Genomic DNA, 23551 nt, shown 5'->3' with positions numbered 1-23551 from the left:
CGAGTAGAAAACGGAGGGAATGAGCTGGCCAGCCCGCGGCTAGGCCACTTTGGCGTAGGGTAGCAGCTCTTGTAAGAAGCCCGGCAGCCGCTCGGCAGAATCAGTGGCGGCGGGCACTTTGGCCAGGCGCACTACTTCGCCCAGCACAATGACAGCCGGCGCGCCAAGGCCAGCTTGGTGAGACAGTTCGGCGATGTCGGCCACGGTGCCCGTCACGCAGCGGGCGGTGGGCAAGGTGCCGTTTTGCACCACGGCGGCCGGGATGTCGGCCCCACCGTAGCGGGCAAATAGGCTAGCGATTTCGGCCAGCCGGTTCATCCCCATGAGGATGATGGTGGTAGTGCGCGGCGTTTGGGCTGCTTCCAGCAGGGCAGCCGAAAGCTGCTCGTCGGCGGTAGTGGCCGTGAGCACTCGAAAGCCTTCGCTGAGCCCGCGGTGGGTAGCCGGAATACCCAGGCTACCCGCCGCCGCTACCGCGCTGCTGATGCCTGGCACGTATTCCGTGGCTAGCCCCTGCGCCTCAGCGTAAAGCATTTCTTCGCGGCCCCGGCCGAAAACAAACGGGTCGCCGCCTTTCAGGCGCACCACGTGGCCGTGCCGAAAAGCCTGCTCCACAATCAGCTCGTTGATGCCTTGCTGCGTGTAAGCCTTAAAGCCCAGGCGCTTGCCCACAAAAATGAGCACGGCGCCGGGCCGTGCGTGGGCCAGCAGCGCCTCATTGGCTAGGGCATCGTAGAGCACCACATCGGCGGCGGCCAGCAGGCGTGCACCTTTGAGGGTGAGCAACTCGGGGTCGCCGGGGCCCGCACCGATTACGGTGAGACGGGGCGCGAAAAGCGGGAGAGTAGCCATGAGCTAGCGGACAAAAGTTAGATGGAAAACGCCGGCTCCACGGCCACTTCCTGGGTGAAGTACTCGGGGTCGGTGGCGGCAATGAGGCCCGCGGCTAGGGTGGCGCCGGTTTGCTCATCGACCAGGATGAAGGCGCCGCTGACGCGGTTTTGGCGGTAGTCGTCTACCACCAGGGGCAGGGCGGTTTTGAGGCGTACTCGCACGATGTCATTGAGTTTGGCTTCGTCGGTGCCCTGGCTCTCGAAGGTTTCGATGTTGGTTTTTTGCAGGATGGTGGTCACAGCGGCTTTCACCACGGCGGCGTGGTGCTGCACCAGAAACTTGCGGCCAGCGCGCAGGGGCCGCTCGTCCATCCAGCACAGCGTGGCTTCGAGCTCGCGCACCACGGCCGGGTGGGCGTTGAGCGGCACGATGGTATCGCCGCGGCTGATGTCAATATCGTCGCGCAGGCGCAAAATCACCCCTAGCGGCGCCTCGGCCGTGGCCACTTCCTGCTGATTCACCTCAATGGCGTCGAGCACCGTTTCAAGGCCCGAGGGCCAGATGCGCACTTTGTCGCCGGCCCGGTACGTACCGCTCTGAATACGACCCGCGTAGCCCCGGTAGTCGGGCAGCGCCTCGGTCTGGGGCCGGATAACGTACTGCACCTGGAAGCGCGGCTCGTTGGGGTTGGCATCGGCGGCCACGGGCACGCTTTCGAGGTGCTCCAGCAGGCTAGGGCCGTCGTACCACGCAATATGTTTCGAGCGGCGCACGATGTTGTCGCCGTGCAGGGCACTGAGCGGAATGGCCAGCACGTGGGCCAGCTTCAGCTGCTCGGCAATGGCCTGGTAGTCGGCCACAATTTTATTAAAAACGGCCTCGTCGTAGCCCACCAAATCCAGCTTGTTCACGGCCAGCACGAAGTGCCGGATGCCCAGCAGCGAGGCTAGCAGCGTGTGGCGGCGCGTTTGCTCAATCACCCCCTGGCGGGCATCGACCAGCACAATGGCCAGGTCGGCGTTGCTGGCGCCGGTCACCATGTTGCGGGTGTATTGCACGTGGCCCGGCGCGTCGGTGATGATAAACTTGCGGCGCGGCGTGGTGAAATACTTGTGCGCCACGTCAATGGTAATACCTTGCTCGCGCTCGGCCTTGAGGCCATCGGTCAGCAAAGCCAGGTCTACCGTGTCGCCGTTGGTGGAGGTGCGCTTCTTTTCGAGCGTGGCGAGCACGTCGAGCGAAACGGAGTCGCTGTCATAAAGCAGGCGGCCGATGAGCGTGCTCTTGCCGTCGTCCACACTGCCGCAGGTAATAAAACGTAGGATATCCATTGTATTCTTACTTAATCGGTTAGCTTAGAAATATCCGTTGCGCTTGCGGTCCTCCATGCCGGTTTCGGAGAGATTGTCGTCGAGGCGCGTGGCGCCGCGCTCGCTCACCTTCGCCAGCAGCAAATCCTGGATGATGTCGTCGATAGATGAGGCGTCGCTTTCCACGGCGGCGGTGCAGGTCGAGTCGCCCACGGTGCGGAAGCGCACGCGGCGGTTTACAATCTCATCGGTGTCGTCGAGGTTGAGGTGCTCGCTCAGGCCGAGCAGCTGGCCGCTGGGCAGCACCACGCACTGGCGCTCGTGCGAGAAGTAGATTTCGGGCAGCTCAATTTTCTCGCGCTGGATGTAATTCCACACGTCGAGCTCGGTCCAGTTGGAGATGGGGAACACGCGCACATTTTCGCCCTTCTGGATGCGGCCGTTGTAGATGTTCCACAGCTCGGGGCGCTGGCGCTTGGGGTCCCACTGGCCAAACTCGTCGCGCACCGAGAAAATGCGCTCCTTGGCGCGGGCCTTCTCCTCGTCGCGCCGGGCCCCACCGATGCAGGCATCGAACTCAAACTCCTCAATAACATCGAGCAGCGTGTAGGTTTGCAAGGGGTTGCGGCTAGGGTACTTGCCGCCCGGCTCGCGCAGGCCGCGCTCCCGGATGGTGTCTTCCACCTTGCGCACCACCAGCTTTTCGCCCAGGCGCGCGGCTAGCTCGTCGCGGTAGCGAATGATTTCCTCGAAGTTGTGGCCCGTATCGACGTGCACGAGCGGGAAGGGAAACTTGCCGGGCCGGAAGGCCTTTTCGGCCAGCCGCGTGAGGGCAATTGAGTCTTTGCCACCCGAGAATAGCAGGGCGGGCCGCTCAAACTGGCCAGCCACTTCGCGCAGAATATGAATAGCTTCGGCTTCTAGCTTATCTAAGTAATCCATTGGGTAGTAATAAATTGGTGTTTGGTAGGGAGTCAGAGCTAGTTCGGTAGTTTCTCCACCACGGGGTCGAGGCCCTGGTGGGCGGTGGTGTGCAGGCCGCACTCTTTGGCGTCGGCGTTTTCCCACCACCAGCGGCCGGCCCGGAAGTCTTCGCCCGGCTGAATGGCCCGCGTGCAGGGTGCGCAGCCGATGCTCACAAAGCCCTGCTGATGCAGCGGATTAGTCGGCACGCCATATTTCTGGGTGAAGGCCACAGTACCGTCCCAGGTCCACTCGAACAGCGGGTGCACTTTGATGAGCTGGTGGCCGGCGTCCCACTCCACGGGGTGCATGTGCTGGCGGTTGGCCGACTGCTCGGCCCGGATACCGGTAAGCCAGATGTGCGTGCCCGCCAGGGCCCTAGCCAGCGGCTCCACCTTGCGGATGTAGCAGCATTCCTTGCGGTTATCAACGCTCTCGTAGAAGCTGTTAGGGCCTTTTTTACTCACCAGTTCTTCGACGCTGGCCGCGATAGGCGCGAAGGCTTCGATGAGCTGGCTGTAGCGGAGCAGCGTCTTGTTCCAGGTCGAGTACGTCTCCTGAAAGTTGCGGCCCGTGTCGAGCGTGAATACCCGCACGGGCAGCTCATTGGCAAAAATGAGATGGCTCAGGGCCTGGTCTTCGATGCCGAAGGAGGTCGAAAACGACACCCGACCGGGAAAGCGCTCCGTGACGGCCCGTATAATTTCCAGCGCGGAAAGCCCGGCTAGGTCGTGGCGCAGGTCTTCGACCTGGGCCTCAAGGGTACTATCCATGATAAAAGGGGAGGGGATTTTCGCGGCCAGCAAGCCGCCGAAAAAAAGGTGCTGACACGCGGGGGCGCTCCGGCTAGGCACGCAAAGGCCCAGGGAGCAGTGTCAACCCGAAAAGTGAGGTAGCCGGCTGGCTGAAAAGGTGGCTAAACGCTAACAGCTCCGCATAGCTCCCGTGCACATTCGGCAGGGGCAGCACATACAACAACACCCATGCTGTAAAGCAGCAAGCGAGGTGGTCGTAAAGCGGAGGTTGGTTGAGCAGCGCACGGCAACTTGTTTTTATATGGTCAGGACTTGGCACCGTTCCAGCGTTTCGCTAGGGGTTGCCGGCGTTTCGTCGAGCCTGTCTCTCCACGCCTCTGTATAAAAACAATCCTTCTGGCAAGAGGAATTGATGGCACAAAGGTAGAGTCGGAATTTTGGAAATTCCAAACTCTTGAACAAGTCTTTGAAAATCAACGGGCGGCCCCTCGGATGAGGAGCCGCCCGTTGGTCCTGACGGCGGTATAAGTAGTAGGCTAGCGGTTTTGTTTAGGTCTTTGTTAAACCAAAAAGAACGTCATGCTGAGCTTGTCGAAGCATCTCTACCGCGCCGCTAGGGTCGTTCAGTAGAGATGCTTCGACAAGCTCAGCATGACGTTCTTTATAGATTAGCAGTTATTTAAAAGCCGCCCTTGTCCAGGTTCAAATCCTCCTTAGGCGCGGCGCCCATGAACGGATAAGGATATTCCGTGGGCGGGTTGAAGGTCTCCTTGATAGCGCGGGGCGATACCCAGCGCTGCAAGTTGAGCAGCGAGCCGGCCTTGTCGTTGGTGCCCGAGGCGCGGGCGCCACCGAAGGGCTGCTGGCCCACCACGGCGCCGGTGGGCTTGTCGTTGATGTAAAAGTTGCCGGCCGCGTTAACCAGCTTCTTGGTAGCCAAGTCGATGGCGTAGCGGTCTTGCGAGAAGATGGCGCCGGTGAGGGCGTAGGGCGACGTGCTGTCCACTAGTTCGAGCGTCTGCTCAAACTCGTTTTCGTCGTATACATACACCGTCACCACGGGGCCAAACAGCTCCTCGCACATAGTGGTGTACTTCGGGTCTTTGGCCCGGATAACGGTCGGCTGCACGAAGTAGCCTATCGACTTATCGTAGTTGCCACCCACCACAATTTCAGCATCGGGGCTAGCCTTGGCCTCGTCGATAAACTTGGCTAGCTTGTCGAAGCTGGCTTCGGTAATCACGGCGTTGATGAAGTTGGTAAAGTCTTCGACATCACCCATTTTCATTGACTCCACATCTTGCTTCACGTAGCCCAGAATCTCCTCGGCTAGGTTGGAAGGCAGGTACACACGCGAGGCGGCCGAGCACTTCTGGCCCTGGTATTCAAACGCACCGCGCGAGATGGACGTGGCCACGGCCTTGGCGTGGGCCGAGGGGTGAGCGAGGATGAAGTCCTTGCCACCGGTTTCGCCCACAATGCGCGGGTACGACTTGTAGCGGTGGATATTCTGCCCAATTTCACCCCAGATAGTCTGGAACACTTTGGTTGAGCCCGTGAAGTGGATGCCCGCGAAGTCGCGGTGCTTGAAAATGACGTCGCCAGCTACTGGGCCATCCACGTAAATCAGGTTGATAACGCCGGCCGGCACGCCGGCTTCGATGAACAATTCCATTAGCACCTGGGCCGAATAGATTTGCGGGTAGGCGGGCTTCCACACCGTCACGTTACCCATGAGGGCGGCCGACACGGGCAGGTTAGCGGCGATGGACGTGAAGTTGAACGGTGTGAGGGCAAACACGAAGCCTTCGAGCGGGCGGTGCTCTAGGCGGTTCCACATGCCGGGTGCCGACTCGGGCTGCTGGCGGTAGATTTCCTGAGCAAAGTGCACGTTGAAGCGCAGGAAGTCAATGAGTTCGCAGGCGGCGTCAATCTCGGCCTGAAAAGCGTTTTTGCTCTGGCCCAGCATCGTGGCTGCGTTGAGGCGGGCGCGGTAGGGGCCAGCCAGTAGCTCAGCGGCCTTCAGGAAAATGGCAGCGCGCTCCTCCCAGGGTAGGCTGGCCCAGGCGTGGCGGGCGTTCAGGGCTGCATCAATGGCCTGGTTTACGTGGCTGGCATCGCCCTCGTGGAAGTGGGCTAGCACGTGCTTATGGTCGTGGGGAGGGGCTAGCGGCAGTTTGCGACCGGTGCGCACTTCCTGGCCACCAATGTGCATCGGAATGTCGCGCTCTACCTGCTTGATGCGCTTCAATTCTTTAACCAGTTCGATGCGCTCGGGTGAACCAGGAGCGTGGCCTTTTACAGGCTCATTGACGGGAGTGGGGACGCGGAAAAAGGCGTTCGACATGAGAGTAGCAGCCAGCGGGAACTGGCTATTAGCGGTGGAAAATGGGGTGGGAGGGAGGTTTAAAGAAAATCGCGCAGCTCGGCCAGGCTGCTAATTTCGTAAGTGGTTTGGGCAAAGTGCCGACGCTTATCGGGGTTGAAATACACTTGGTCGATGCCGGCGTTATAAGCCCCTAGCACGTCGCACTCCAAGTTGTCGCCTATCATCAGGCTTTCGGTGGCAGTGGCGCCAGTGCGGGCCAGCGCGTGGGTAAACATGCGCGGGTCAGGCTTCAAGAACCCGCTGTGCTCAGAGGTAATGACTTCCTCAAAGTAATCGGTCAGTTTAGAAGAAGCCAGCTTGATGTGCTGCACATCCTCGAAGCCGTTGGTGATGAGGTGCAGGCGGTAGCCTTTGTCTTTCAGGTAGGTAAGCACCTCGTGGGTGTGCGGGAATACGGCTGCCTTTTGAGGCAGAATATCGGTGAAGCGCGCCGAGATATCGGTAGGCACGTCGGCCTCGGCCACCCCTAGCCGGGTGAGCGTGCGCACGAAGCGTACTTCGCGCAGCTGCTTCTGCGTCACCTTGTTGCTTTGGTAAAGGCGCCATAAGGCGTGGTTTACCTCGCTGTAGCGCTGGCTGAACTCAGCGAATGAGAACAAGCCGTGGCGCGCCAGGTCGTAGTCGGTATATAGCTGCGCCAGGGTTTCGTGCGCATTGGTTTCGAAGTCCCAAAGCGTGTGGTCGAGGTCGAAAAACAGATGACGATAGGTTTTCATAGGGTAGCAAGGGGCCTATTTTTCGGGGTCGAGGCGCAGGTCGGTTACAGGGCGGCCCGTAGCGAGCGACTGCACCAAACGCTCGGCGTCGCGGGGCCGGGCGTCACCATAATAAATGTTCTCGGGATACACCACCAGGGCCGCGCCATTGCCTTTCTTGCAATGCTTGCAGAGGTCAAGGCAATTGCAGGTCTGAATGCGGGTATGTACTTTTTGACCCCCTAGCAGCAGCGACTTCACGCCCTGAGCTTTCAACTCTTTCTTGAGAGCCTTGGCCAGGTCTTCCCCGACGCCGGACTTTTGATTGGTGCAAACGAATACGCGGCGCTCGGGCATAGCTTAGTTGGATTTGGAATATAGGAGAAAGGAAGCAGTATCCTAACAGTAACTCTTCCTCATGCTACATTCTTACTAGCCGTAGGCGGCAGCCAGCGGCGGTTTTGGATTTTATAGGCGGCCAGCTCGCGGTTGTTCCACAGCGTTTGGTATATCTGCTGGTCGTGCACGAGCTGCGGGTCGCGCTCCATTAGCCCTAACAATTGCTGGAGCAACTCGGCGGTTTCATCGCGCAGAAAATAAAACATCCAGTTGTCGAGGCGGCGCATGCTCACCAGGCCCGCATTTTTGAGGTAAGCCAGCTGGCGCGAGGTTTTAGTTTGCGTAAAGTCAAGCACTTGCTCGATATCACCCACCACCATTTCCTGGTTGCGCCACAGCAAATGCAGAATGCGCACGCGGCTCTCATCGCCGAGGGCCTTAAAAAGCTGCTGCCCGAATGCAACCGGGAAATGTTTTACGCGCATCTACCGTTCAGACTACCTAAGCCGGCCCTGCCGGCCCCCAAAAGTACGACCGGCGCGGCGGGCAGGTTCGTATATTTGTTACAGTATCCTTTTGCTATTCTCCTTCGTGAATACTCGCCGTTTCCTTTTGCTGCTGAGCCTGGTACTGATGACCGGGCTGCTGGCTAGCTCCCAAGCCTGGGCTCAGGGCAAGCGCCGGGTGGTGCAGTTCACGGGTATTGTGGCCAGCGGCGACAGCCTGCTGGGGGTACCCGGTGCGTCGGTTTATGTGCCCAAGGCTGGCCGCGGCACTACCTCCAATGCCTACGGCTATTTCTCGATGCCCGTGCTAGCCGGCGATAGCATTGTGTTTCGCTCGCTAGGCTACCGTAATCAAACGATTGTTATTCCGGCTGATTATCAGCGCCAAAGCTTCTCGGTTATTATTTCGCTCCAGGAAGATGCTACCGTGCTGCCCGAAGTGCGGGTGTTCCCCTATGCCACCGAGAAGGAATTCAAGAAGGCATTTCTGGCCTTGCGCCTGCCTACCGAGCGCGGCTCGGCTGCGGCCGATAACCTCAACGAGGACCTGATGCGCAAGATTTTCAACTCGCAGCCCATGGGCCCTACCGCCAACTACCGCCAGACAATGTCGATGCAGCAGCTCGACCTTGACCGGCGCATGGGCGTGGCCCCGAACCCGCAGAGCAACAACCCCTTGCTCAACCCTTTCAGCTGGCTCAAACTGGTGAAGCAAGTGAAGGATGGCGAGTTTAAGAAAAAGGAAGGCGTTGATTACTAGGGCCTAGCCAGCTTGCTAGGGTAACCCCAGGCCGGTTTCTGAGGTAAAGTGAAGGTGGCAGTCAATTGCCACCTTTTGCTTTTTCTATGGATACGAATCTTCCAATCTCAGCGCAGCCGCGGGTGGTGATAGTAGGCGGCGGCTTCGGTGGCCTGCGGCTGGCCCAAAAGCTGGCCGATGCCCCGGTGCAAGTAGTGATGGTAGACCGCAACAACTACCACAATTTTCAGCCGCTGCTCTACCAGGTGGCCACCGGCGCGCTCGAAGCCGACAGCATCGCGTACCCGATACGCAAGATTTTCGCGGGTCAGAATAATTTCTTCTACCGCATGGCCGACGTGAAGGGCATAGTGCCCGCCACCAACACCGTGCAAACCAGCGTGGGCGACATTCGCTACGACTACCTGGTGCTGGCCACCGGCTCGCTCACCAACTTCTTCGGCATTGAGAGTATCGAGAAGAATGCGATGCAGATAAAGAGCATCCCGAATGCCCTGAATCTGCGGAGCTTCATCTTCCAGAACTTCGAGCAGGCGCTGCTCGAAACCGACCCCGAAAAGCGGCAGGCGCTACTCAATATCGTGGTAGTGGGCGGCGGCCCTACGGGCGTCGAAATCAGCGGCTCGCTAGCCGAAATGCGCCGCCACGTGCTGCCCAAAGACTACCCCGAGCTGGATTTGAAGAAGATGCAAATTTTCCTGGTTGAGGCCGGCCCGGCCCTGCTAGGCCCCATGTCGAAGGCCTCGCAGGAAGATGCCAAGCGCTACATGGATGGGCTCGACGTCATCGTGCGGCTCAACACGGCCATCAAGCGGTTTGAGGATGGCCGGGCGTATTACTCCGATACCGAATTTATCCCGACCGAAAACCTGATATGGGCGGCCGGCGTGAATGGCGCCGCCGTGCCCGGGCTGCCCGATGAGCTCGTGACGCGCAACAAGCGCATCAACGTGAATATGTGGAACCAGCTGCCGGGCCAGCCCAACATCTTCGCTATCGGCGACGTGGCCAATATGGTGACGCCCGACATGCCGAAGGGCCTGCCCATGCTAGCCCCCGTGGCGCAGCAGCAGGCCGACCTGCTGGCCGAAAACCTGCCGCGCATCATTCGCGGCGAGGCGCCCAAGGAGTTTAGCTACCTCAACAAGGGCGTGATGGCTATCATCAGCCGCAACAAGGCGGTGGTCGATATGCCCAAGGATATCCACTTTAAAGGCTTTTTGGGGTGGTTAGCCTGGCTCTTTATTCACCTCATTCTACTGGTCGGCTTCCGCAATAAAGTGGTGGCGCTCGTAGACTGGGCGTTCAGCTACTTCAGCTCCGACCAGGCACTGCGGCTTATTATCCGGCCGTTTTCGCGCAAGGATATGAAAGACGACAAGGGCAAGCGCGCCGCCGAGCACGCCACGGCGACGGTGCAATACAACCCAACGCCGCCGGCCATCCAGGAGCCGGCCGGGCAGCCGACGCCGGCATCTTAGCTGGCAAGGGGCTAGCGCTTCACTAAACGCAAAAAAGCCGCTGATATCAGCGGCTTTTTTGCGTTTAGTGAAGCGCTAGGGCAGTATTACAGCAAGCCGCTCAGGAAGCCCGGCAGAATGCCCAGCACCAGCGTAAGCATAGCCAGCAGCACCAGCGTGGCCGACTGAAAGCCATCGACTACAATCGGGGTGTCGTTGCCCAGCTCGGCGGGGCGCATATACATGGCAATGACGGGCCGCAGGTAATAGTAAATACCTACCATGCTCATTAGTACCGCAAACACTACCAGCCAGATATAACCCTGGCCAGCCACGGCCGTGAAGATGAAAAACTTGCCGAAGAAGCCGCCCGTGAGCGGAATGCCACCCAGCGAGAGCATAGCCACCGTCATTACAAAAGCCAGCAGCGGGTTGGTGCGGGCTAGCCCGGCCAGGCCGGCGTAATCTTCGCGCTGGCGCTGGTCGGCTACTAGCTTGAGCACGCCGAAGGCGGCTACCGTGGCGATAGAATAGGCCAAGCTATAGAAGAAAATGCCTTGGGCGGCCGGGCCTTGCAGCTGGCCGCGGCCGGCGATAAGGCCTAGCAGCAGGTAGCCCGCGTGCGATACGCTGGAGTAAGCCAGCATACGCTTGGCGCTGGTTTGCACGGCGGCGCCGACATTGCCGAGCAGCAGCGTGAGCATGCACATGGCGATGATGGTGGGCAGCCACACGGCGCTGGTGCCGGGCAGGGCCACTACCAGTAGCTTGAGGAAGGCCGCAAAGCCAGCGGTTTTCACCACCGTGCTCATAAAGGCAGTGAAGAACGTGGGCGTGCCCTCGTACACGTCGGGCGTCCAGAAGTGGAAGGGGGCAGCCGATACTTTAAAGCCAATGCCGATTACCAGCAGCAGCACGCCCACGTAGAGCATGGGTTGCAGGCTGGCATTAGCCGGGGCGGCGATGCCGGCGGCTAGCCCGTCGAGCTGGAATGAGCCGGTAGCACCGTATACCAGCGCAATGCCGAACAGCAGCACGCCAGTGGCAAAGGAGCCTTGCAGGAAGTACTTGAGCGCCGCTTCGTTCGAGCGCACGTTACGCTTGTCGGAGCCGGCCAGCACGTACATGCTAATGCTCAGAATCTCAATGCCCACGAAGAGCATAATGAGGTGGTTGTAGCTCACCATCATGATGGCACCCACCAGCGAAAATAACAGCACCGAATAGTACTCGGCCAGGTTGGGCTCGCCGGCTACCACGTAGGAGCGCGAGAAGGGCAGCAGCACCAGCGCCGTGAGCAGCACAATGCCCCCAAAGGCCACCGAGTAGTTGTTCACGGTCAGCATCTGGGCCACGTAGGGCGAGTCGAACACGCCGGGCAGGCTGCCCGCGTGGTTCCAGTCGAGCAGGTTGAGGCCGAAGACGAGGGCTAGTACCACCAGCACGAAGGGCAGCAGCGCCCGGTTGGAGCGCAGGAAGCCTAAGAACAGGTTGACGATGCCGAAGACGGAGAGAAGAACTATTGGAAGCATAGAAGTACGCCTGTCATGCTGAGCCTGCGAAGCATCTTATCACGTTCGCGCTCAATAATAACTGCTTAAAAGATGACGAAATCAGCCTGATAAGATGCTTCCTTCGTCAGCATGACACTGTAAGTGTTACCGGCCCACGGCCGTCAGAATGCTACTGATGGTAGGCTCGGACAAGTGCAGGAATGTGCCCGGAAACAACCCCAGCCAGAACACCAGCGCGATGAGCGGGGCAAACATGAACAGCTCCTTGCCGCTGAGGTCGGTAATGGTGTCCGAGTAAGCCGAATCGGGCCCAAGCATAGCGCGCTGATACATGCGTAGCAGGTACACGGCCGAGAAAATAATGGTGAGACCTGCCACGGCGCCGGCCCACATATTGAACTCGTACACACCGGCCAGCAGCAGGAATTCACCTACAAAGCCACCTGTGAGCGGCAGCGCCACAGTGCTAAGCAGCATCACCAGAAAGCACACGCTGAGCAGCGGCGTGCGGCGGGTAAGGCCGCCGAGGTCGGCCAAATCGCGGGTGCCGGTGCGGCGCTCAATGGCGTCGGCCACCAAGAACATGCCCACCACGTTTACGCCGTGGGCCAGCATCTGCACCACCGCACCTTGCAGGCCAATAGCTTTTAGCGAGAATACGCCCGCAATCATCAGGCCCACGTGCGAGAGCGACGAGTAGGCGATGAGCCGCTTCATATCGCGCTGGCGGATGGCGATGATGGCGCCGTAGATAATGCCGATAATAGCCAGCACCATCACTAGCTGCTGCCACTGGCTAACCCCTAGCGGCACGACCGGAAGCAGCCAGCGCAGGCAGCCGTAAATACCCATTTTCAGCATGATGCCCGAGAGCAGCATCGTGGCCGGAGCCGGCGACTCGGTATAAGTGTCGGGCTGCCAGGTGTGGAAGGGGAAGATGGGCATCTTCACGGCAAAAGCGGCGAAGATGAGCCAGAATACCCACGCCTGCTGCGAGGCGGCTAGCTGCTTGCCCGCCGTGTACATAGCCTGAATATCGGACGAGTGCGCGGCCAGCGAGCCGGCGGCCGGTCCGGTTTGCAGGTACAGGTACACAAAGCCAGCCAGCATAAAGAGCGAGCCGATAATGGTGTACAAGAAAAACTTAAACGTAATAGCGATGCGGCGGTCGGCGCGGCTCCAGGCGCCGGCCAGGAAGTAGATTGGAATCAGCGCTACTTCCCAGAAGAAATAGAACACAAAGGCGTCGAGGGCCGTGAATACCCCTAGCAAACCCGTTTGCATGAATAGCACCAGCGCGTAGAACGCGCCGGGGTTCTCGTACTCGTCGTGGCGGAAGGCGGTGGCCAGGATGATGGGCACCAGCACCGCCGTAAGCAGCACCAGGCACAAGCTCAGTCCGTCAATACCAAGGTGGAAATTGATGCCCGCCGAGGGTATCCAGCTGAGGTTGACATCGAGGGCGCCCGGCCCGCTGCGGGCGTAGGTGAAGGCGGCAAAGATGGCCACGGCCAATTCGAGTAGCGAAGCCCCCAGGGCCAGGGCGCGGGCCGCGCCGCCTTTGGCAAAGTGAAGGAGCAGGGCGGCGGCAAGCGGGAAGAAAACGAGAAAAGCTGTCAGCATTAGCGAAAGCGCACGGCAAACCGGCCGGAAGCCCGGCGGGTTTACCGCGAATTAGCTGCAAACTTACTGCCCGCATCGGGAAGCCGGAAGCTTCGCGCGACTTTCCCGTAAGTTTGTTCTAATGCCTCGCCATCCGATTACCGATTTTCTAGACACCGCCGCTGGTCCTATCCTCGACGTGCGCGCCCCGGCCGAGTATGCCCAGGGCCACATTCCGGGGGCGCTGAGCCTGCCGCTTTTCACCGATGAGGAGCGTGCCCGCATCGGCACCACCTATAAGCAGGTGAACCCCGATAAGGCCATTTTGCTAGGCCTCGATTTCTTCGGCCCCAAGATGCGGGCGATGGTGGAGCAGGCCAAAAAGCTGGCGCCCGGCCAGGAAGTGCGCCTGCACTGCTGGCGCGGCGGCATGCGCAGCGGTGCCGTGCTGTGGCTGCTGGAGCTGGCCGGCTTCCACGTCAATTTGCTCGATAAGGGCTATAAAGATTTTCGCCGCTGGGCCTTGGCCGAGTTTGCGCGCCCGCGCCAGCTGCGGGTGCTGGGCGGCTACACCGGCAGCGGCAAAACCGCCGTACTGCACGAGCTGGCCCGGCGTGGCGAGCCCGTGCTGGACTTAGAGGGCCTAGCCAACCACCTCGGCTCATCGTTTGGCAGTCTGGGCCAGCCGCCGCAGCCCACCCAAGAGCAATTTGAAAACGACCTGGCCGCGGCCCTGGCCAAGCTGCCCACCGACCGGCCTATCTGGGTGGAGGATGAGAGCCGTACCATCGGCAGCCTGGGCATCCCAGCCACATTTTTTGAGCAAATGCGCGCCGCGCCGCTGGTGGTGCTAGATGTGCCGCAGGCCGCCCGTGTTCAGTATCTCGCAGCCGACTACGGCCGCCACGACGCGGCCGGGCTAGCGGCGGCCGTGCTGCGCCTGCGCAAGCGCCTGGGCGGCCTCGTGACCAAAGAAGCGCTAGGGGCCATCGCCGATGGCGACATGCCCCGCATGGTAGAGTTGGTGCTGGCCTATTATGATAAAACCTACGGCTACGGGCTGGCCGACCGCCCGGCCACAACTGTAGCGGCCCAGGGCACCGACGCGGCGGCTAATGCGGCGCTGGTGCTCGCTGCCGCGCCTAACTTATCCACCTCACCTAAGTGGGATAGCCATGATTCCAAAGCTGCGAGTAGCCCGGCCCACTAACGACTTAGCAGCATTGCGCCGTTTCTACGTGGATGGTCTGGGGCTAGCCGAGCTCTATGCTTTTGCGGGCCACGATGGGTTCGATGGCCTGATGCTCGGGCACCCGCAGGCATCGTATCATTTGGAGTTTACGCAGCAAGCAGGCCACCTGGTGCTGCCCGCGCCCACGGCCGAAAATCTGCTGGTTTTTTATGTGCCCGAGCGCGCCGAGTGGGAAGCCGCCGTGACCCAGATGCAGGCCCACGGCTACCCGCCGGTACCGGCCCACAATGCGTATTGGGACCGCCAGGGCCTCACTTTTGAGGACCCCGACGGTTATCGGGTAGTGCTGCAACAAGCCGCCTGGAATTTTTAACGAAAGCTGACGACCTGCTATGACCCCCACCGACCTCGACCAAATCCGCCTTACCCAGTACAGCCACGGCGCGGGCTGCGGCTGCAAAATTGCCCCTAGCGTGCTCGACAAAATCCTGCACAGCAGCCTGCCGCAGCCCAATTATGAGAACCTGCTGGTCGGCAATGGCTCGCGTGACGATGCGGCCGTGTACCGCCTGCCCGAGCAAGCGGGGCAGTGCGTTATCAGCACCACCGATTTTTTCATGCCCATCGTCGATGATGCTTTCGACTTCGGGCGCATCGCCTCGGCCAATGCCATTTCGGACGTGTATGCGATGGGCGGCAAGCCGCTGCTGGCTATCGCGGTGCTGGGCTGGCCCATCGACAAGCTGCCGCCCGAGGTAGCAGCCCGCGTCACCGAAGGTGCCCGGGCCATTTGCGCCGAGGCAGGTATTCCGCTGGCCGGCGGCCACAGCATCGACTCGCCCGAGCCCATTTTTGGGCTCGCTGTGACGGGCCTGGTGAGCGAGCAGAACCTCAAGCGCAACGACACCGCCACCGCCGGCTGCCGCCTCTACCTCACCAAGCCGCTAGGGGTAGGCATTCTAACTACGGCCCAGAAGCGCGAAATCCTGAGCCCCGAGGATGCCGATGTAGCCCCGGCCCAGATGCGCCAGCTCAATAAAATTGGCGCTGCGCTCGGCGAAATTGCCGGGGTGCGGGCCATGACCGACGTCACCGGCTTCGGACTGCTAGGGCACCTGGCTGAGGTGTGCGAGGGCAGCGACTTGCAGGCAGTCGTCAACTACTTCCACGTGCCGCGCCTGGCCGAGGCCGAGCGCTACCTACTGCAAGGCGCGGTGCCCGGCGGCACAGTGCGCAACTTTGCCAGCTACGGCCACAAAGTAGGGCCGCTGACGGACGAGCAAAAATTCTACCTCTGCGACCCCCAGACCTCGGGCGGCCTGCTGGTATGCGTAGAGCCCGGCGCGGCTGAAGCGGAGGCCCAGGCAGTTTTTGCCCGCCACGGACTAGCCCTGCAAAGCTTCGGCGAGCTGAGGGCACACGCGGAAGGCGAGCCTTGGATTGTGGTGGAGTAAATAATCGTTTGTCATTGCGAGCGCAACGAAGTGGAGCGCGGCAATCTTTCCTTTGTCATTGGGTTAACTAACCCGCTGAAGTGGACGACAAGTAAAGATTGCCGCGCTCCACTTCGTTGCGCTCGCAATGACAAACGAAAAACAAGAAACAGAAAATCAAAAACCTATAGTCGGCCGGCTAGCCCCCACACCCAGCGGCTACCTGCACCTGGGCAACGCCGTCAACTTCGTGCTGACCTGGCTGCTGGTGCGCCAAGCGGGCGGTACGATGCACCTGCGCATCGACGACCTCGACCGTGCCCGGCTGCGGCGGCCTTATCTGTCAACTATTTTTCGGGTAATCGACTGGCTAGGGCTTGACTACGACCACGGCCCTAGCGGACCCGATGACTTTTTGCAGCACTATTCGCAGCTGCTGCACTTGCCCGAGTACAACCGACTTTTGCGGCGGCTGGCCCAGCAGCCGGGCCTGGTGTACGGCAGCGCCCGCTCGCGCACGGCCGAGGCTGCGCAGGCAGTAGTGCCACTGGCCACACCCGGCGCGGCGTGGCGGGTGCGCGTGCCGGCCGGCACCACTGTCGGCCTGGCCGATGGCTGGCAGGGTGCCGTGCAGGTGGCACTGGCGGCCGAAATGCCCGACTTTGTGGTGCGCAAAAAAGATGGCGTGGCCGCCTACCAGCTAGCCTCGGTGGCCGACGATTTGCGCCTAGGTACTACCCTCATCGTGCGCGGCCTCGACCTATTGCCTAGCACGGCTGCCCAACTCTGGTTAGCTGCCCAGCTAGCCGAAACCCGTGGCTTCAGCCCCGAGCATATCCGGTTTTATCACCACAGCCTGCTCACCGATGCGGCGGGCCATAAGCTGAGCAAGACCACCCAGGCTGCTGGCGACCGGGGCATTCTGGAAGCTGGCCAGCCGACGGTAGTCTATGCGGCCGTGGCCCGGCTGCTGGGCCTGCCCATCGCGGCCGGCGCGTCGCTGGCTACTTTGCAGGCAGTCTTCGCGCAGGAGCAGGGCTAGCCGCCTGCAGCTTGCGGCCAGGCGCTACTGCCGCACCACGTTGAGCTTGGCCGTTTGGGTGCCCTGGCGCACCACGAGCACGTACTTGGCGGGGGCTAACAGCCCCGAGCCGGGCAGGGCCACCGTGCTGGTACCCACCTCAACGGCCGCTAAGTCCTGGCTGTAGATGACGCGGCCGAGCAGGTCGTAGAGCTGCACGTTGAGGGGCCCGGCAGTAGCCGTTGTCACTTGTATCGACAGCCCATCGGACCCGAAGGGCACCGGAAAGGCGTTGATGGCGTAGGTGACGGCCGCCAGCGTGAGCGGGCTAGCCGCGCTGGCCAGGGTCCAGCGGCCATTCAGGTCCGTGACGTAGGCACGGCGCAGGGCGTGGGCCGTGGCATCGCGTTGGGTGGTGCCTTCGTTGCTCCAGGTGGCGCCTCCGTCAACGGAATGAAACATAGTAAGCTGATTATCACCCAGCCCGTTCAACTCATGCGGCAAATAGAATTGTGTGAGGCTGGCGCCGGGGCCCACCGCCGTCCGAATATCAAAATAGCGGCCGATGCTGCTGGCTGCGCCTACGCCCTGGGGCTGGCCCGTGGTGCGCAGTACCGTAGTAGCACCCGGCGCACTCGCTGGGGCAATGGTCAGGCCTAGTCCGCCAAAGGCTTCGGCGCCAGGGCTAGCCGGGCGGGTAGTTTGTACCTGGCCCAGCACGTAGCTGGCGTCGGTTTCGGTGATAGTGGCGGCGGGGGCCAGCGTGAGCACTGCCGGGCCGGTAGCAAGCACCGCGCCGCCTAGCGTAAGCGCTTGATTAATTGTGGCCTCCCCAATGGTTTTGAGGCCCGTGCCACTAACGAGGACCGTTTGGTACTCGCCAGGGCGCAGGCTCTGAGCACCTGCGCCGCGCGTGGCCAGCGTACCGCCGCTGTGCATGAAGGCCCCCGTGCCGAGGTGGTCGCCGTATAGGGCCAACTCGCCGCCGCGCAGCACCAGTGGGCCCTGTTGTGTGAGTGTGCGCACCTCGGCCGTACCGCTCGCGATGGTGGGGTAGGGCGTGGCCAGCCCCGCCGGAATAAGCGCATCGGTGGCGCGGGTAGGTACGCAGCCATCCCAGTTGGCAGCGTCAAACCAGTTGCCGTTGCCGGCCGCGCCGCTCCACACCGGCGCCAGCGCCTGCACACTCACCGTGGCCGACGAGGTGCAGCCTCCGCCCGGCACCGCCACCGTGAGCCGGTAAGTAGATGACTGCGTGGGCGTAACCAAAATGCTGGCGCCCGCGGCCGTGGTCGGTAGCCCGTCGCCGCTCACCACGCTCCAGGTAAAGGTGCCGCCGGCGGCCAGGTTAGTGGCCGTGAGCAGTAGCGAAGGGCCTGCGCTTGGGCAAAATGTTGACGCTGAAGCCGTGAGCACGGGCGTAGGCGGCGCCGGGCTCACGGTGAGCGTGGTGCTGGCGGCGGCCGGGCAAAGGCCCGTGGTCACGGCCACCCGCACGGTATAGGTGCCGGCCTGCGCGGCCGTCACGGCGGGCAGCACGGGGTTTTGCTGGGTGCTGACAAAGCCGGCCGGGCCGCTCCAGTCGTAGCTGGCGCCGGCCGGACCGCTGGCCGTTAGCGTCACCGCGCTGCCGGCGCAGGCCGTGCTGCCGCCAGCCACGGCCGCCGTAGCCACCAGGGGCGTGCCCGTGCACAGCGCCGGCGAGGTCAGCAGCGACACGCGCCGCGGCGTGCCGGCGGCCATTACCTCTTGCATACGGCCCTTTTGGTCGCCCGTAAACAGGTGCAGGCACGCATCGTTGGAGTAGTCCAGAAAATTCATGAACATGTCGCCGGTGGGCCCGTTTGAGCACGACACGTGCGGAAAGGCCGGGCAGCCGGTGTTCGAGGTTTCCTGGGTCGGGGTGTCGGCACAATAGTCGTTGCCGCAGCTCGAATCGCCCCACACGTGAATCAGGCCCAGCCAGTGGCCTAGCTCGTGGGTCAGGGTACGGCCCTTGTTGTAGTTCGGGAACAGGGTGCCCACCCGGCCAAAGGCGGCGTAGGCGATAACCACCCCGTCGGTGTTGGCCGCCCCGCCGTAGGGGCTCAGGCCACCCAGCCCCGCCGTATTGTCCGGAAACTGCGCATAGCCAAGCAGCGTGGTGCCCGTATCCATTACCCAGATATTGAGGTACTGGTCGGGGTTCCAGTCGGTGGCGGGCTTAATGCTGTTTTCCACCGTCGCAAGGTCGTAGGGCGGCGCGGACAGGCCCAGCGCGTTGCGGTCTACGCGGTCGATGCCCGGCTCGGGCAGCAGCCGGCCGCTAGGGTCGCGCACGGCCAGCACAAACTGAAACTGGGCATCGGCCCGCACCGGCTGAAACGCCGTCGGCACCAGGGCGCCATCGGCATTCAAGTTGCGGTAGTCCTCGTTCAGTACGTCGAGCTGCGACTGCACCTGTGCCTGGCTGATATTGGCGCCCGTGCCCACGGCCTCGCCATTGTGCACGATGTGCACCACCACGGGCAGCGTGTAAGTCATGGCTGCTGCGGTGCGCAGTGCCCGGGGCGCCGTGGCCGCCAGCTTGGCGGCCCGGTAGCTGGGCAGGTGGCGTGCCAGCTGGGCCTGCTGCCCGGCATCAGCTTGCGGCGTGGCGCAGGTGCGCGGGCCTACGTGGATGGGCGTTTGCCCAGCCCCCGGCAGCGCCCCAAAAGTGAGCAGCCATAGGCTAAGCAGCAGCGTAGCGCATTTCAACATAGTAAAAACGCTGCCAGCCAGCGTGGCCAATTTGGGGAGAAAAAAGAGCTAGTGTAAAGCTACTCAGCTAGGGTTAATTCTGGATTAACCGGAGCGGGTACCTCACGGGCAGACCACCCCCGGTCACTCTCCAAAAGAGAGGGGCCGGGGGTGGTGCCGCGTTCGCGCTAGCGCACCTCCTTTTTAAATTCTTCGGCCCAGTGGTCGGCCAGGCGGGTGGGCTCGGGCAGTTTGTAGCCGCGCAGGCAGGCTAGCGTGAGGCGCGTAGCGGTGGCCTGGTCGCAGCGGTGGCCGGGGCTCACAAACAGCGGCAGCACCTTGTCTTTGCTGCGCAGCACTTCGCCGATGAGCTCGCCGGTTTTGGCATCGAGCAGGGGCGTGATGCTGCCTTTCTCGATTGCTGGCTCCTGAAACGTGCCTGTCAGCTTCTGCTTGGCCACTCCGAAGGTGGGCCAGTCGAGCAGCACGCCCAGGTGCGCGGCAATGCCCACCCGGCGCGGGTGCGCGATGCCGTGGCCATCCACCATTATCACGTCGGGCTTGTTTTCGAGCTTGGCAAATGCCTGAATAACATTCGGCGCCTCCCGAAAAGATAGAAAGCCCGGCACGTAGGGCATGTTCACAGGCCCGTAGTTGTACACCTTCTCTACCAGCTCCAACGACGGAAATTTCAGCACCACGAACACCGATAAAATGGTATCGGGCGTCGGAAACGACGAGTCGCAGCCCCCGATGAGTCGGGGTTCGTGGGCGAGCGGCTCGGCGCGCACGCGCTGGCGCAGCGTCTGCTGCTGCTCGGTGAGGCTGCGTACCAGGGCGGGGTCGGGCGGTGGGCCGGGCGGACGGAAATAGGCCATGTTGGTGAATGAAGGAGGTAGAAGGGAAAAGGAAGGATAAATAGGGGCTAGCGGAGCAACCTATCCGGGCAGGTTTACGCTACGTAAACGATGCGCTCGGCAGGCATTCGGCCAGGAGAAAACCAGCGCTTATTCTTCTTTCTTCCTTCTAAATTCCTCATTCACCAACATGCCTCACTCCGCACAGCCCGCCGCTCAGGGCACTGGCCCTGAGCTAGAGCGCCGCTACTACATCGATGTAGAGCGGCCCCGCCTCACGCCCACGCAGCTCATGGCCGCCGTGCAGGCCGATGTGCCCCACTTTTCGCCCGGCTTGCTGGCCGATTTCGAGCGCACACGCGGCGAGGCGGGCAGCTTGCACGCCGGCGACGAGTTTCACATCAGGATTTTTGGGCCCTGGAACGGCAGCGTACGCGTGACGGAAGTAGGCCCCACGTTTTTCGAGTTTCTGACCCTGGAAGGCCACCCCGAGGCCGGGCGCATCCGCTTTGAGGTCCATCCGCTCGATGACCGGCCCGATGCGCTGCGCTTCGAAATCCATTCGCGGGCCCGCTCGCGCGATGGGTTGGTGGCCTTTGCCTACGACACCCTCGGCGGCGGCAAGCTGATGCAGGAAGCCACCTGGGTCGAGTTTTGCGAGCGCGTGGCCCAGGCCAGCGGCGGCCAGGCGCTAGGCCCGGTAGTAGTCGAAACCACCCGCCACGCCGAAGATGGCACGACCACCCAACAGCTCGCCCAATGAACCAGCCCGCTAGCCCCGCCGGCGCGGCGCCTGCCTGGGAGCAGTACCGCGCCCAGCTCGACGCCTACGCCCACGCCAAGGTCAACTACGACTACGAGCACGTGCGCGAGTACACCTCGGCCACCGGCTGGCGCATCGACCACTACGCCACCGACCTGCCCGCCGAGGCGCCCGGTCCGCCGGCCGAGGCGGGCTCGTTTGCAGCGGCGCAGGCCGTGATGCGCCGCTATGCCTTTCCGCCGCCCGACCTCATCACGGGCTATTTCGACCCTAGCCAGCCGCTCGACCAGCGCATTATGGTGCTGCGGGCGCACTTTCTGGTGTTCAATTTTTACTTCGGCGTGCGCGTGGTCGATGTCGTGGACGAGGCTAGCCAGGCGGGGCCCGATGGCCCCGAGCGCGTGTGGGGCTACGGCTACCGCACCCTCGAAGGCCACTTCGAGAAAGGCCAGATAAACTTCTCGCTGCACAAAAACCTTGGTACCGGCGCGGTGCATTTTCGCATTCAGGCCATGTCGCAGCCCGGGCAGATTCGCAACCCGTTTTACTGGCTGGGGTTCAAGCTGTTTGGTCGCATGCTGCAGCGCAGGTTTGCGCACCAGTCGCTGGCCCGCATGCGCCGGCTAGTGGGCGAAGAACTGGCCCGGCCGCAAACAAAGCCTGTGGCCGCAGGTTAATCCGGCAATCAACCAGAAGCGCCGCCGCAGCCCACCGGGCCGTCGCGGCGTTTTTGTAGGTTCCTTCTTCAACCCAAACCATAGACAGCCCGATGTCCGCCACGAAAGCCTATGCGGCCCCCGCCGCCAATATTCCCCTCGAACCCTTCACCCTGGAGCGCCGCGCCCCCGGCCCGCACGATGTGCAGATTGATATTCTGTTCTGCGGCGTGTGCCACTCCGACCTGCACCAGATTCGCGACGAGTGGGGCGGCTCTATCTTCCCGATGGTGCCCGGCCACGAAATCGTGGGCCGCGTGTCGGCCGTGGGCGACCACGTCAAAGGCTTCAAAGTAGGCGACCTCGCCGGCGTAGGCTGCATGGTCGACTCGTGCCGCGAGTGCTCGTCGTGCAAGGAAGGCCTGGAGCAGTACTGCGAAACCACCGGGATGATTGGCACCTATAACAGCCGCGAAATCAAGACCGGCCAGCCCACCTACGGCGGCTACTCGCAAAGCATCGTGGTCGATGAAAAATACACCCTGAAGGTGAGCGAGAAGCTCGACCTGGCCCGCGTAGCCCCGCTGCTGTGCGCCGGCATCACCACCTACTCGCCCCTGCGCCAGTGGAAAGTAGGCCCCGGCCACCGCGTAGCCGTAATGGGCCTGGGTGGCCTGGGCCACATGGCCGTCAAGTTTGCCGTGGCCCTGGGCGCCGAAGTAACGGTGCTTAGCACCTCGGCCAATAAGGAAGCCGATGCCAAAGCCCTGGGTGCCCACAAGTTTGTGGTAACCAGCGACAAAGACCAGTTTAAGTCGGTGGGCAACTACTTCGACTTTATTATCAATACCATCTCGGCCCAGATTGACCTCGGCGCCTACGTGAACCTGCTGCGCCTCGACGGCACCATGATTTTGCTAGGGGTGCCCAGCGAGGCGCCGCACCTGCACGCCTTCAACCTCATTAGCAAGCGCCGCCGCGTGGCCGGCTCGCTCATTGGGGGCATTGCCGAAACGCAGGAAATGCTCGACTTCTGCGCCGAGCATAATATCATGTCGGACATTGAGATGATTGATATCCAGCACATCAACGAGGCCTACGAGCGCATGCTGAAAGGCGACGTGAAGTACCGCTTCGTGATTGACGTGGCTTCGCTCAACTAAGGGACCTAGCTGCTAAAAAGGCGGCCGTAGCTGAAAAGCTGCGGCCGCCTTTTTTTTGTAATAGCCTGATTGATATTATTTGGTAGCGACGTAGCCGCGGCGGGTATCCACGCGCTGCCCGTTGATGAGGGCATCGAAGCGGCCAATGGTGCGCGTGCAGTTATCGACGCCGCCATATTCGAGCACAATGTCGCTGATGTCGTAGCGTTTCTGGGAGGCCGGCACTTCGAGCCGGTAGCTGTGCGGGTCGCTAGGGCTGCCCACGGCCGGGAAGTTGCAGAAGAGCGTGCGGTCGACGTAGTAAAAAACCATCGGCAACTTGGGCCGGTCGCTGGCCCGCAGCGTATCGAGCGGCTGGCTGAAATCGGCGCCCCGGTAGCGCACCAGGTAGGCCGAAAAGGCCTCAGCCTTGCGAAAGCCCTTGCCTGTGCCCAGCGTGTCGGTGCTGAAGGCTACCCCGAAGGGCTGAGGCCCGGGGTCGTTGGGGTAGCAGGGATGAAGGTTGCAGCTGGTGAGGCTACAAGCGGCTAGCCCTAGCCAGCCGGCAAAATGGTGCTTGACACGGAGTGGCATGGGGAAAATTAATTCAATACGGCTAATATACTGGTAATTATTAATTAT

The 23551-nt window shown here is 61.7% G+C and carries 22 protein-coding genes and 1 riboswitch; of the genes, 9 read left to right on the top strand and 13 right to left on the bottom strand.

What is annotated here, in order from left to right; genetic code table 11:
* Positions 1–39: 39 nt before the first annotated feature.
* The 8 genes from cobA to J4D99_RS15810 form a co-directional block, all read right to left on the bottom strand.
* Positions 40–852, bottom strand: a complete 813-nt coding sequence (gene cobA, locus J4D99_RS15845) for a uroporphyrinogen-III C-methyltransferase (protein WP_208132709.1) — start codon at positions 850–852, stop codon at positions 40–42.
* 17 nt (positions 853–869) lie between these two features.
* Positions 870–2165 carry a sulfate adenylyltransferase subunit 1 gene (locus J4D99_RS15840; RefSeq protein WP_208132708.1) on the bottom strand — a complete coding sequence of 432 codons (1296 nt, stop codon included), beginning with the start codon at positions 2163–2165 and terminating at the stop codon, positions 870–872.
* Positions 2166–2189: 24 nt separating this feature from the next.
* Positions 2190–3086: a sulfate adenylyltransferase subunit CysD gene (gene cysD / locus J4D99_RS15835; protein ID WP_208132707.1), complete on the bottom strand. Its 897-nt coding sequence runs from the start codon at positions 3084–3086 to the stop codon at positions 2190–2192.
* Positions 3087–3124: 38 nt separating this feature from the next.
* Complete coding sequence (locus J4D99_RS15830) at positions 3125–3880, bottom strand: phosphoadenylyl-sulfate reductase (RefSeq protein WP_208132706.1); 756 nt, start codon at positions 3878–3880, stop codon at positions 3125–3127.
* Positions 3881–4156: 276 nt separating this feature from the next.
* Positions 4157–4250, bottom strand: a riboswitch (SAM riboswitch).
* A gap of 291 nt (positions 4251–4541) precedes the next feature.
* Positions 4542–6209, bottom strand: coding sequence for an L-glutamate gamma-semialdehyde dehydrogenase (gene pruA, locus J4D99_RS15825; RefSeq protein ID WP_208132705.1), 1668 nt, complete (start codon positions 6207–6209; stop codon positions 4542–4544).
* 59 nt (positions 6210–6268) lie between these two features.
* Positions 6269–6967 (bottom strand): YjjG family noncanonical pyrimidine nucleotidase, encoded by a 699-nt coding sequence (locus J4D99_RS15820; RefSeq protein WP_208132704.1) that lies wholly within the window; start codon positions 6965–6967, stop codon positions 6269–6271.
* Positions 6968–6982: 15 nt separating this feature from the next.
* Positions 6983–7303 carry a (2Fe-2S) ferredoxin domain-containing protein gene (locus J4D99_RS15815; RefSeq protein ID WP_208132703.1) on the bottom strand — a complete coding sequence of 107 codons (321 nt, stop codon included), beginning with the start codon at positions 7301–7303 and terminating at the stop codon, positions 6983–6985.
* 59 nt (positions 7304–7362) lie between these two features.
* Positions 7363–7770, bottom strand: coding sequence for an ArsR/SmtB family transcription factor (locus J4D99_RS15810; protein WP_208132702.1), 408 nt, complete (start codon positions 7768–7770; stop codon positions 7363–7365).
* Between the two features lie 106 nt (positions 7771–7876).
* Between J4D99_RS15810 and J4D99_RS15805 the strand changes: the two genes are divergently transcribed.
* Both J4D99_RS15805 and J4D99_RS15800 read left to right on the top strand, forming a co-directional pair.
* Complete coding sequence (locus J4D99_RS15805; protein ID WP_208132701.1) at positions 7877–8551, top strand: carboxypeptidase-like regulatory domain-containing protein; 675 nt, start codon at positions 7877–7879, stop codon at positions 8549–8551.
* A gap of 86 nt (positions 8552–8637) precedes the next feature.
* Positions 8638–10032, top strand: coding sequence for an NAD(P)/FAD-dependent oxidoreductase (locus tag J4D99_RS15800; RefSeq protein ID WP_208132700.1), 1395 nt, complete (start codon positions 8638–8640; stop codon positions 10030–10032).
* Positions 10033–10118: 86 nt separating this feature from the next.
* On the opposite strand, the gene J4D99_RS15795 is transcribed toward J4D99_RS15800, so the two are convergent.
* Entirely contained in the window at positions 10119–11543 is a 1425-nt protein-coding gene (locus J4D99_RS15795; protein WP_208132699.1) for an NADH-quinone oxidoreductase subunit N, read from the bottom strand.
* 126 nt (positions 11544–11669) lie between these two features.
* Complete coding sequence (locus J4D99_RS15790; protein WP_208132698.1) at positions 11670–13148, bottom strand: complex I subunit 4 family protein; 1479 nt, start codon at positions 13146–13148, stop codon at positions 11670–11672.
* A gap of 121 nt (positions 13149–13269) precedes the next feature.
* Between J4D99_RS15790 and mnmH the strand changes: the two genes are divergently transcribed.
* The 4 genes from mnmH to J4D99_RS15770 all read left to right on the top strand — a co-directional run bounded on the left by mnmH (position 13270) and on the right by J4D99_RS15770 (position 16794).
* Positions 13270–14337, top strand: coding sequence for a tRNA 2-selenouridine(34) synthase MnmH (gene mnmH, locus J4D99_RS15785; protein WP_208132697.1), 1068 nt, complete (start codon positions 13270–13272; stop codon positions 14335–14337).
* Complete coding sequence (locus J4D99_RS15780; RefSeq protein WP_208132696.1) at positions 14303–14692, top strand: VOC family protein; 390 nt, start codon at positions 14303–14305, stop codon at positions 14690–14692. The genes mnmH and J4D99_RS15780 overlap by 35 nt, the downstream gene beginning before the upstream one ends.
* Positions 14693–14711: 19 nt before the next feature.
* Positions 14712–15773, top strand: a complete 1062-nt coding sequence (gene selD / locus J4D99_RS15775; RefSeq protein WP_208132695.1) for a selenide, water dikinase SelD — start codon at positions 14712–14714, stop codon at positions 15771–15773.
* Positions 15774–15900: 127 nt separating this feature from the next.
* Complete coding sequence (locus J4D99_RS15770) at positions 15901–16794, top strand: glutamate--tRNA ligase family protein (RefSeq protein WP_208132694.1); 894 nt, start codon at positions 15901–15903, stop codon at positions 16792–16794.
* Between the two features lie 24 nt (positions 16795–16818).
* On the opposite strand, the gene J4D99_RS15765 is transcribed toward J4D99_RS15770, so the two are convergent.
* Together J4D99_RS15765 and nfi are read right to left on the bottom strand one after the other, a co-directional pair.
* Positions 16819–19512, bottom strand: coding sequence for a M43 family zinc metalloprotease (locus J4D99_RS15765; protein WP_208132693.1), 2694 nt, complete (start codon positions 19510–19512; stop codon positions 16819–16821).
* Positions 19513–19679: 167 nt separating this feature from the next.
* Positions 19680–20369: a deoxyribonuclease V gene (gene nfi / locus J4D99_RS15760; RefSeq protein ID WP_208132692.1), complete on the bottom strand. Its 690-nt coding sequence runs from the start codon at positions 20367–20369 to the stop codon at positions 19680–19682.
* 169 nt (positions 20370–20538) lie between these two features.
* On the opposite strand from nfi, the gene J4D99_RS15755 reads away from it, so the two are divergent.
* The 3 genes from J4D99_RS15755 (at position 20539) to J4D99_RS15745 (ending at position 22930) form a co-directional block, all read left to right on the top strand.
* Positions 20539–21111 carry a DUF1990 family protein gene (locus J4D99_RS15755; protein WP_208132691.1) on the top strand — a complete coding sequence of 191 codons (573 nt, stop codon included), beginning with the start codon at positions 20539–20541 and terminating at the stop codon, positions 21109–21111.
* Positions 21108–21788, top strand: a complete 681-nt coding sequence (locus tag J4D99_RS15750) for a DUF1990 domain-containing protein (RefSeq protein WP_208132690.1) — start codon at positions 21108–21110, stop codon at positions 21786–21788. The genes J4D99_RS15755 and J4D99_RS15750 overlap by 4 nt, the downstream gene beginning before the upstream one ends.
* Positions 21789–21880: 92 nt before the next feature.
* Entirely contained in the window at positions 21881–22930 is a 1050-nt protein-coding gene (locus tag J4D99_RS15745; RefSeq protein ID WP_208132689.1) for an NAD(P)-dependent alcohol dehydrogenase, read from the top strand.
* A gap of 75 nt (positions 22931–23005) precedes the next feature.
* Here the strand turns inward: J4D99_RS15745 and J4D99_RS15740 are convergent, their stop codons facing one another.
* On the bottom strand, positions 23006–23503 hold the full coding sequence (locus J4D99_RS15740) for a hypothetical protein (RefSeq protein WP_208132688.1): 498 nt from the start codon (positions 23501–23503) through the stop codon (positions 23006–23008).
* Positions 23504–23551 lie beyond the last annotated feature (48 nt).

The sequence above is a fragment of the Hymenobacter sp. BT559 genome (assembly GCF_017571525.1).
Taxonomy (GTDB): Bacteria; Bacteroidota; Bacteroidia; order Cytophagales; family Hymenobacteraceae; genus Hymenobacter; species Hymenobacter ginsengisoli.
This window is presented reverse-complemented; position numbering and strand designations above follow the sequence as displayed.

Excerpts from the sequence above, each read along its gene's own strand:
- cobA (WP_208132709.1), bottom strand. The coding sequence starts at position 852 with ATGGCTACTCTCCCGCTTTTCGCGCCCCGTCTCACCGTAATCGGTGCG.
- J4D99_RS15840 (WP_208132708.1), bottom strand. The coding sequence starts at position 2,165 with ATGGATATCCTACGTTTTATTACCTGCGGCAGTGTGGACGACGGCAAG.
- J4D99_RS15765 (WP_208132693.1), bottom strand. The coding sequence starts at position 19,512 with ATGTTGAAATGCGCTACGCTGCTGCTTAGCCTATGGCTGCTCACTTTT.
- J4D99_RS15745 (WP_208132689.1), top strand. The coding sequence starts at position 21,881 with ATGTCCGCCACGAAAGCCTATGCGGCCCCCGCCGCCAATATTCCCCTC.
- J4D99_RS15815 (WP_208132703.1), bottom strand. The coding sequence starts at position 7,303 with ATGCCCGAGCGCCGCGTATTCGTTTGCACCAATCAAAAGTCCGGCGTC.
- J4D99_RS15780 (WP_208132696.1), top strand. The coding sequence starts at position 14,303 with ATGATTCCAAAGCTGCGAGTAGCCCGGCCCACTAACGACTTAGCAGCA.
- J4D99_RS15790 (WP_208132698.1), bottom strand. The coding sequence starts at position 13,148 with ATGCTGACAGCTTTTCTCGTTTTCTTCCCGCTTGCCGCCGCCCTGCTC.
- nfi (WP_208132692.1), bottom strand. The coding sequence starts at position 20,369 with ATGGCCTATTTCCGTCCGCCCGGCCCACCGCCCGACCCCGCCCTGGTA.
- J4D99_RS15795 (WP_208132699.1), bottom strand. The coding sequence starts at position 11,543 with ATGCTTCCAATAGTTCTTCTCTCCGTCTTCGGCATCGTCAACCTGTTC.
- J4D99_RS15770 (WP_208132694.1), top strand. The coding sequence starts at position 15,901 with ATGACAAACGAAAAACAAGAAACAGAAAATCAAAAACCTATAGTCGGC.
- J4D99_RS15800 (WP_208132700.1), top strand. The coding sequence starts at position 8,638 with ATGGATACGAATCTTCCAATCTCAGCGCAGCCGCGGGTGGTGATAGTA.
- pruA (WP_208132705.1), bottom strand. The coding sequence starts at position 6,209 with ATGTCGAACGCCTTTTTCCGCGTCCCCACTCCCGTCAATGAGCCTGTA.
- J4D99_RS15820 (WP_208132704.1), bottom strand. The coding sequence starts at position 6,967 with ATGAAAACCTATCGTCATCTGTTTTTCGACCTCGACCACACGCTTTGG.
- J4D99_RS15750 (WP_208132690.1), top strand. The coding sequence starts at position 21,108 with ATGAACCAGCCCGCTAGCCCCGCCGGCGCGGCGCCTGCCTGGGAGCAG.
- selD (WP_208132695.1), top strand. The coding sequence starts at position 14,712 with ATGACCCCCACCGACCTCGACCAAATCCGCCTTACCCAGTACAGCCAC.
- J4D99_RS15810 (WP_208132702.1), bottom strand. The coding sequence starts at position 7,770 with ATGCGCGTAAAACATTTCCCGGTTGCATTCGGGCAGCAGCTTTTTAAG.
- J4D99_RS15740 (WP_208132688.1), bottom strand. The coding sequence starts at position 23,503 with ATGCCACTCCGTGTCAAGCACCATTTTGCCGGCTGGCTAGGGCTAGCC.
- J4D99_RS15755 (WP_208132691.1), top strand. The coding sequence starts at position 20,539 with ATGCCTCACTCCGCACAGCCCGCCGCTCAGGGCACTGGCCCTGAGCTA.
- cysD (WP_208132707.1), bottom strand. The coding sequence starts at position 3,086 with ATGGATTACTTAGATAAGCTAGAAGCCGAAGCTATTCATATTCTGCGC.
- mnmH (WP_208132697.1), top strand. The coding sequence starts at position 13,270 with ATGCCTCGCCATCCGATTACCGATTTTCTAGACACCGCCGCTGGTCCT.
- J4D99_RS15830 (WP_208132706.1), bottom strand. The coding sequence starts at position 3,880 with ATGGATAGTACCCTTGAGGCCCAGGTCGAAGACCTGCGCCACGACCTA.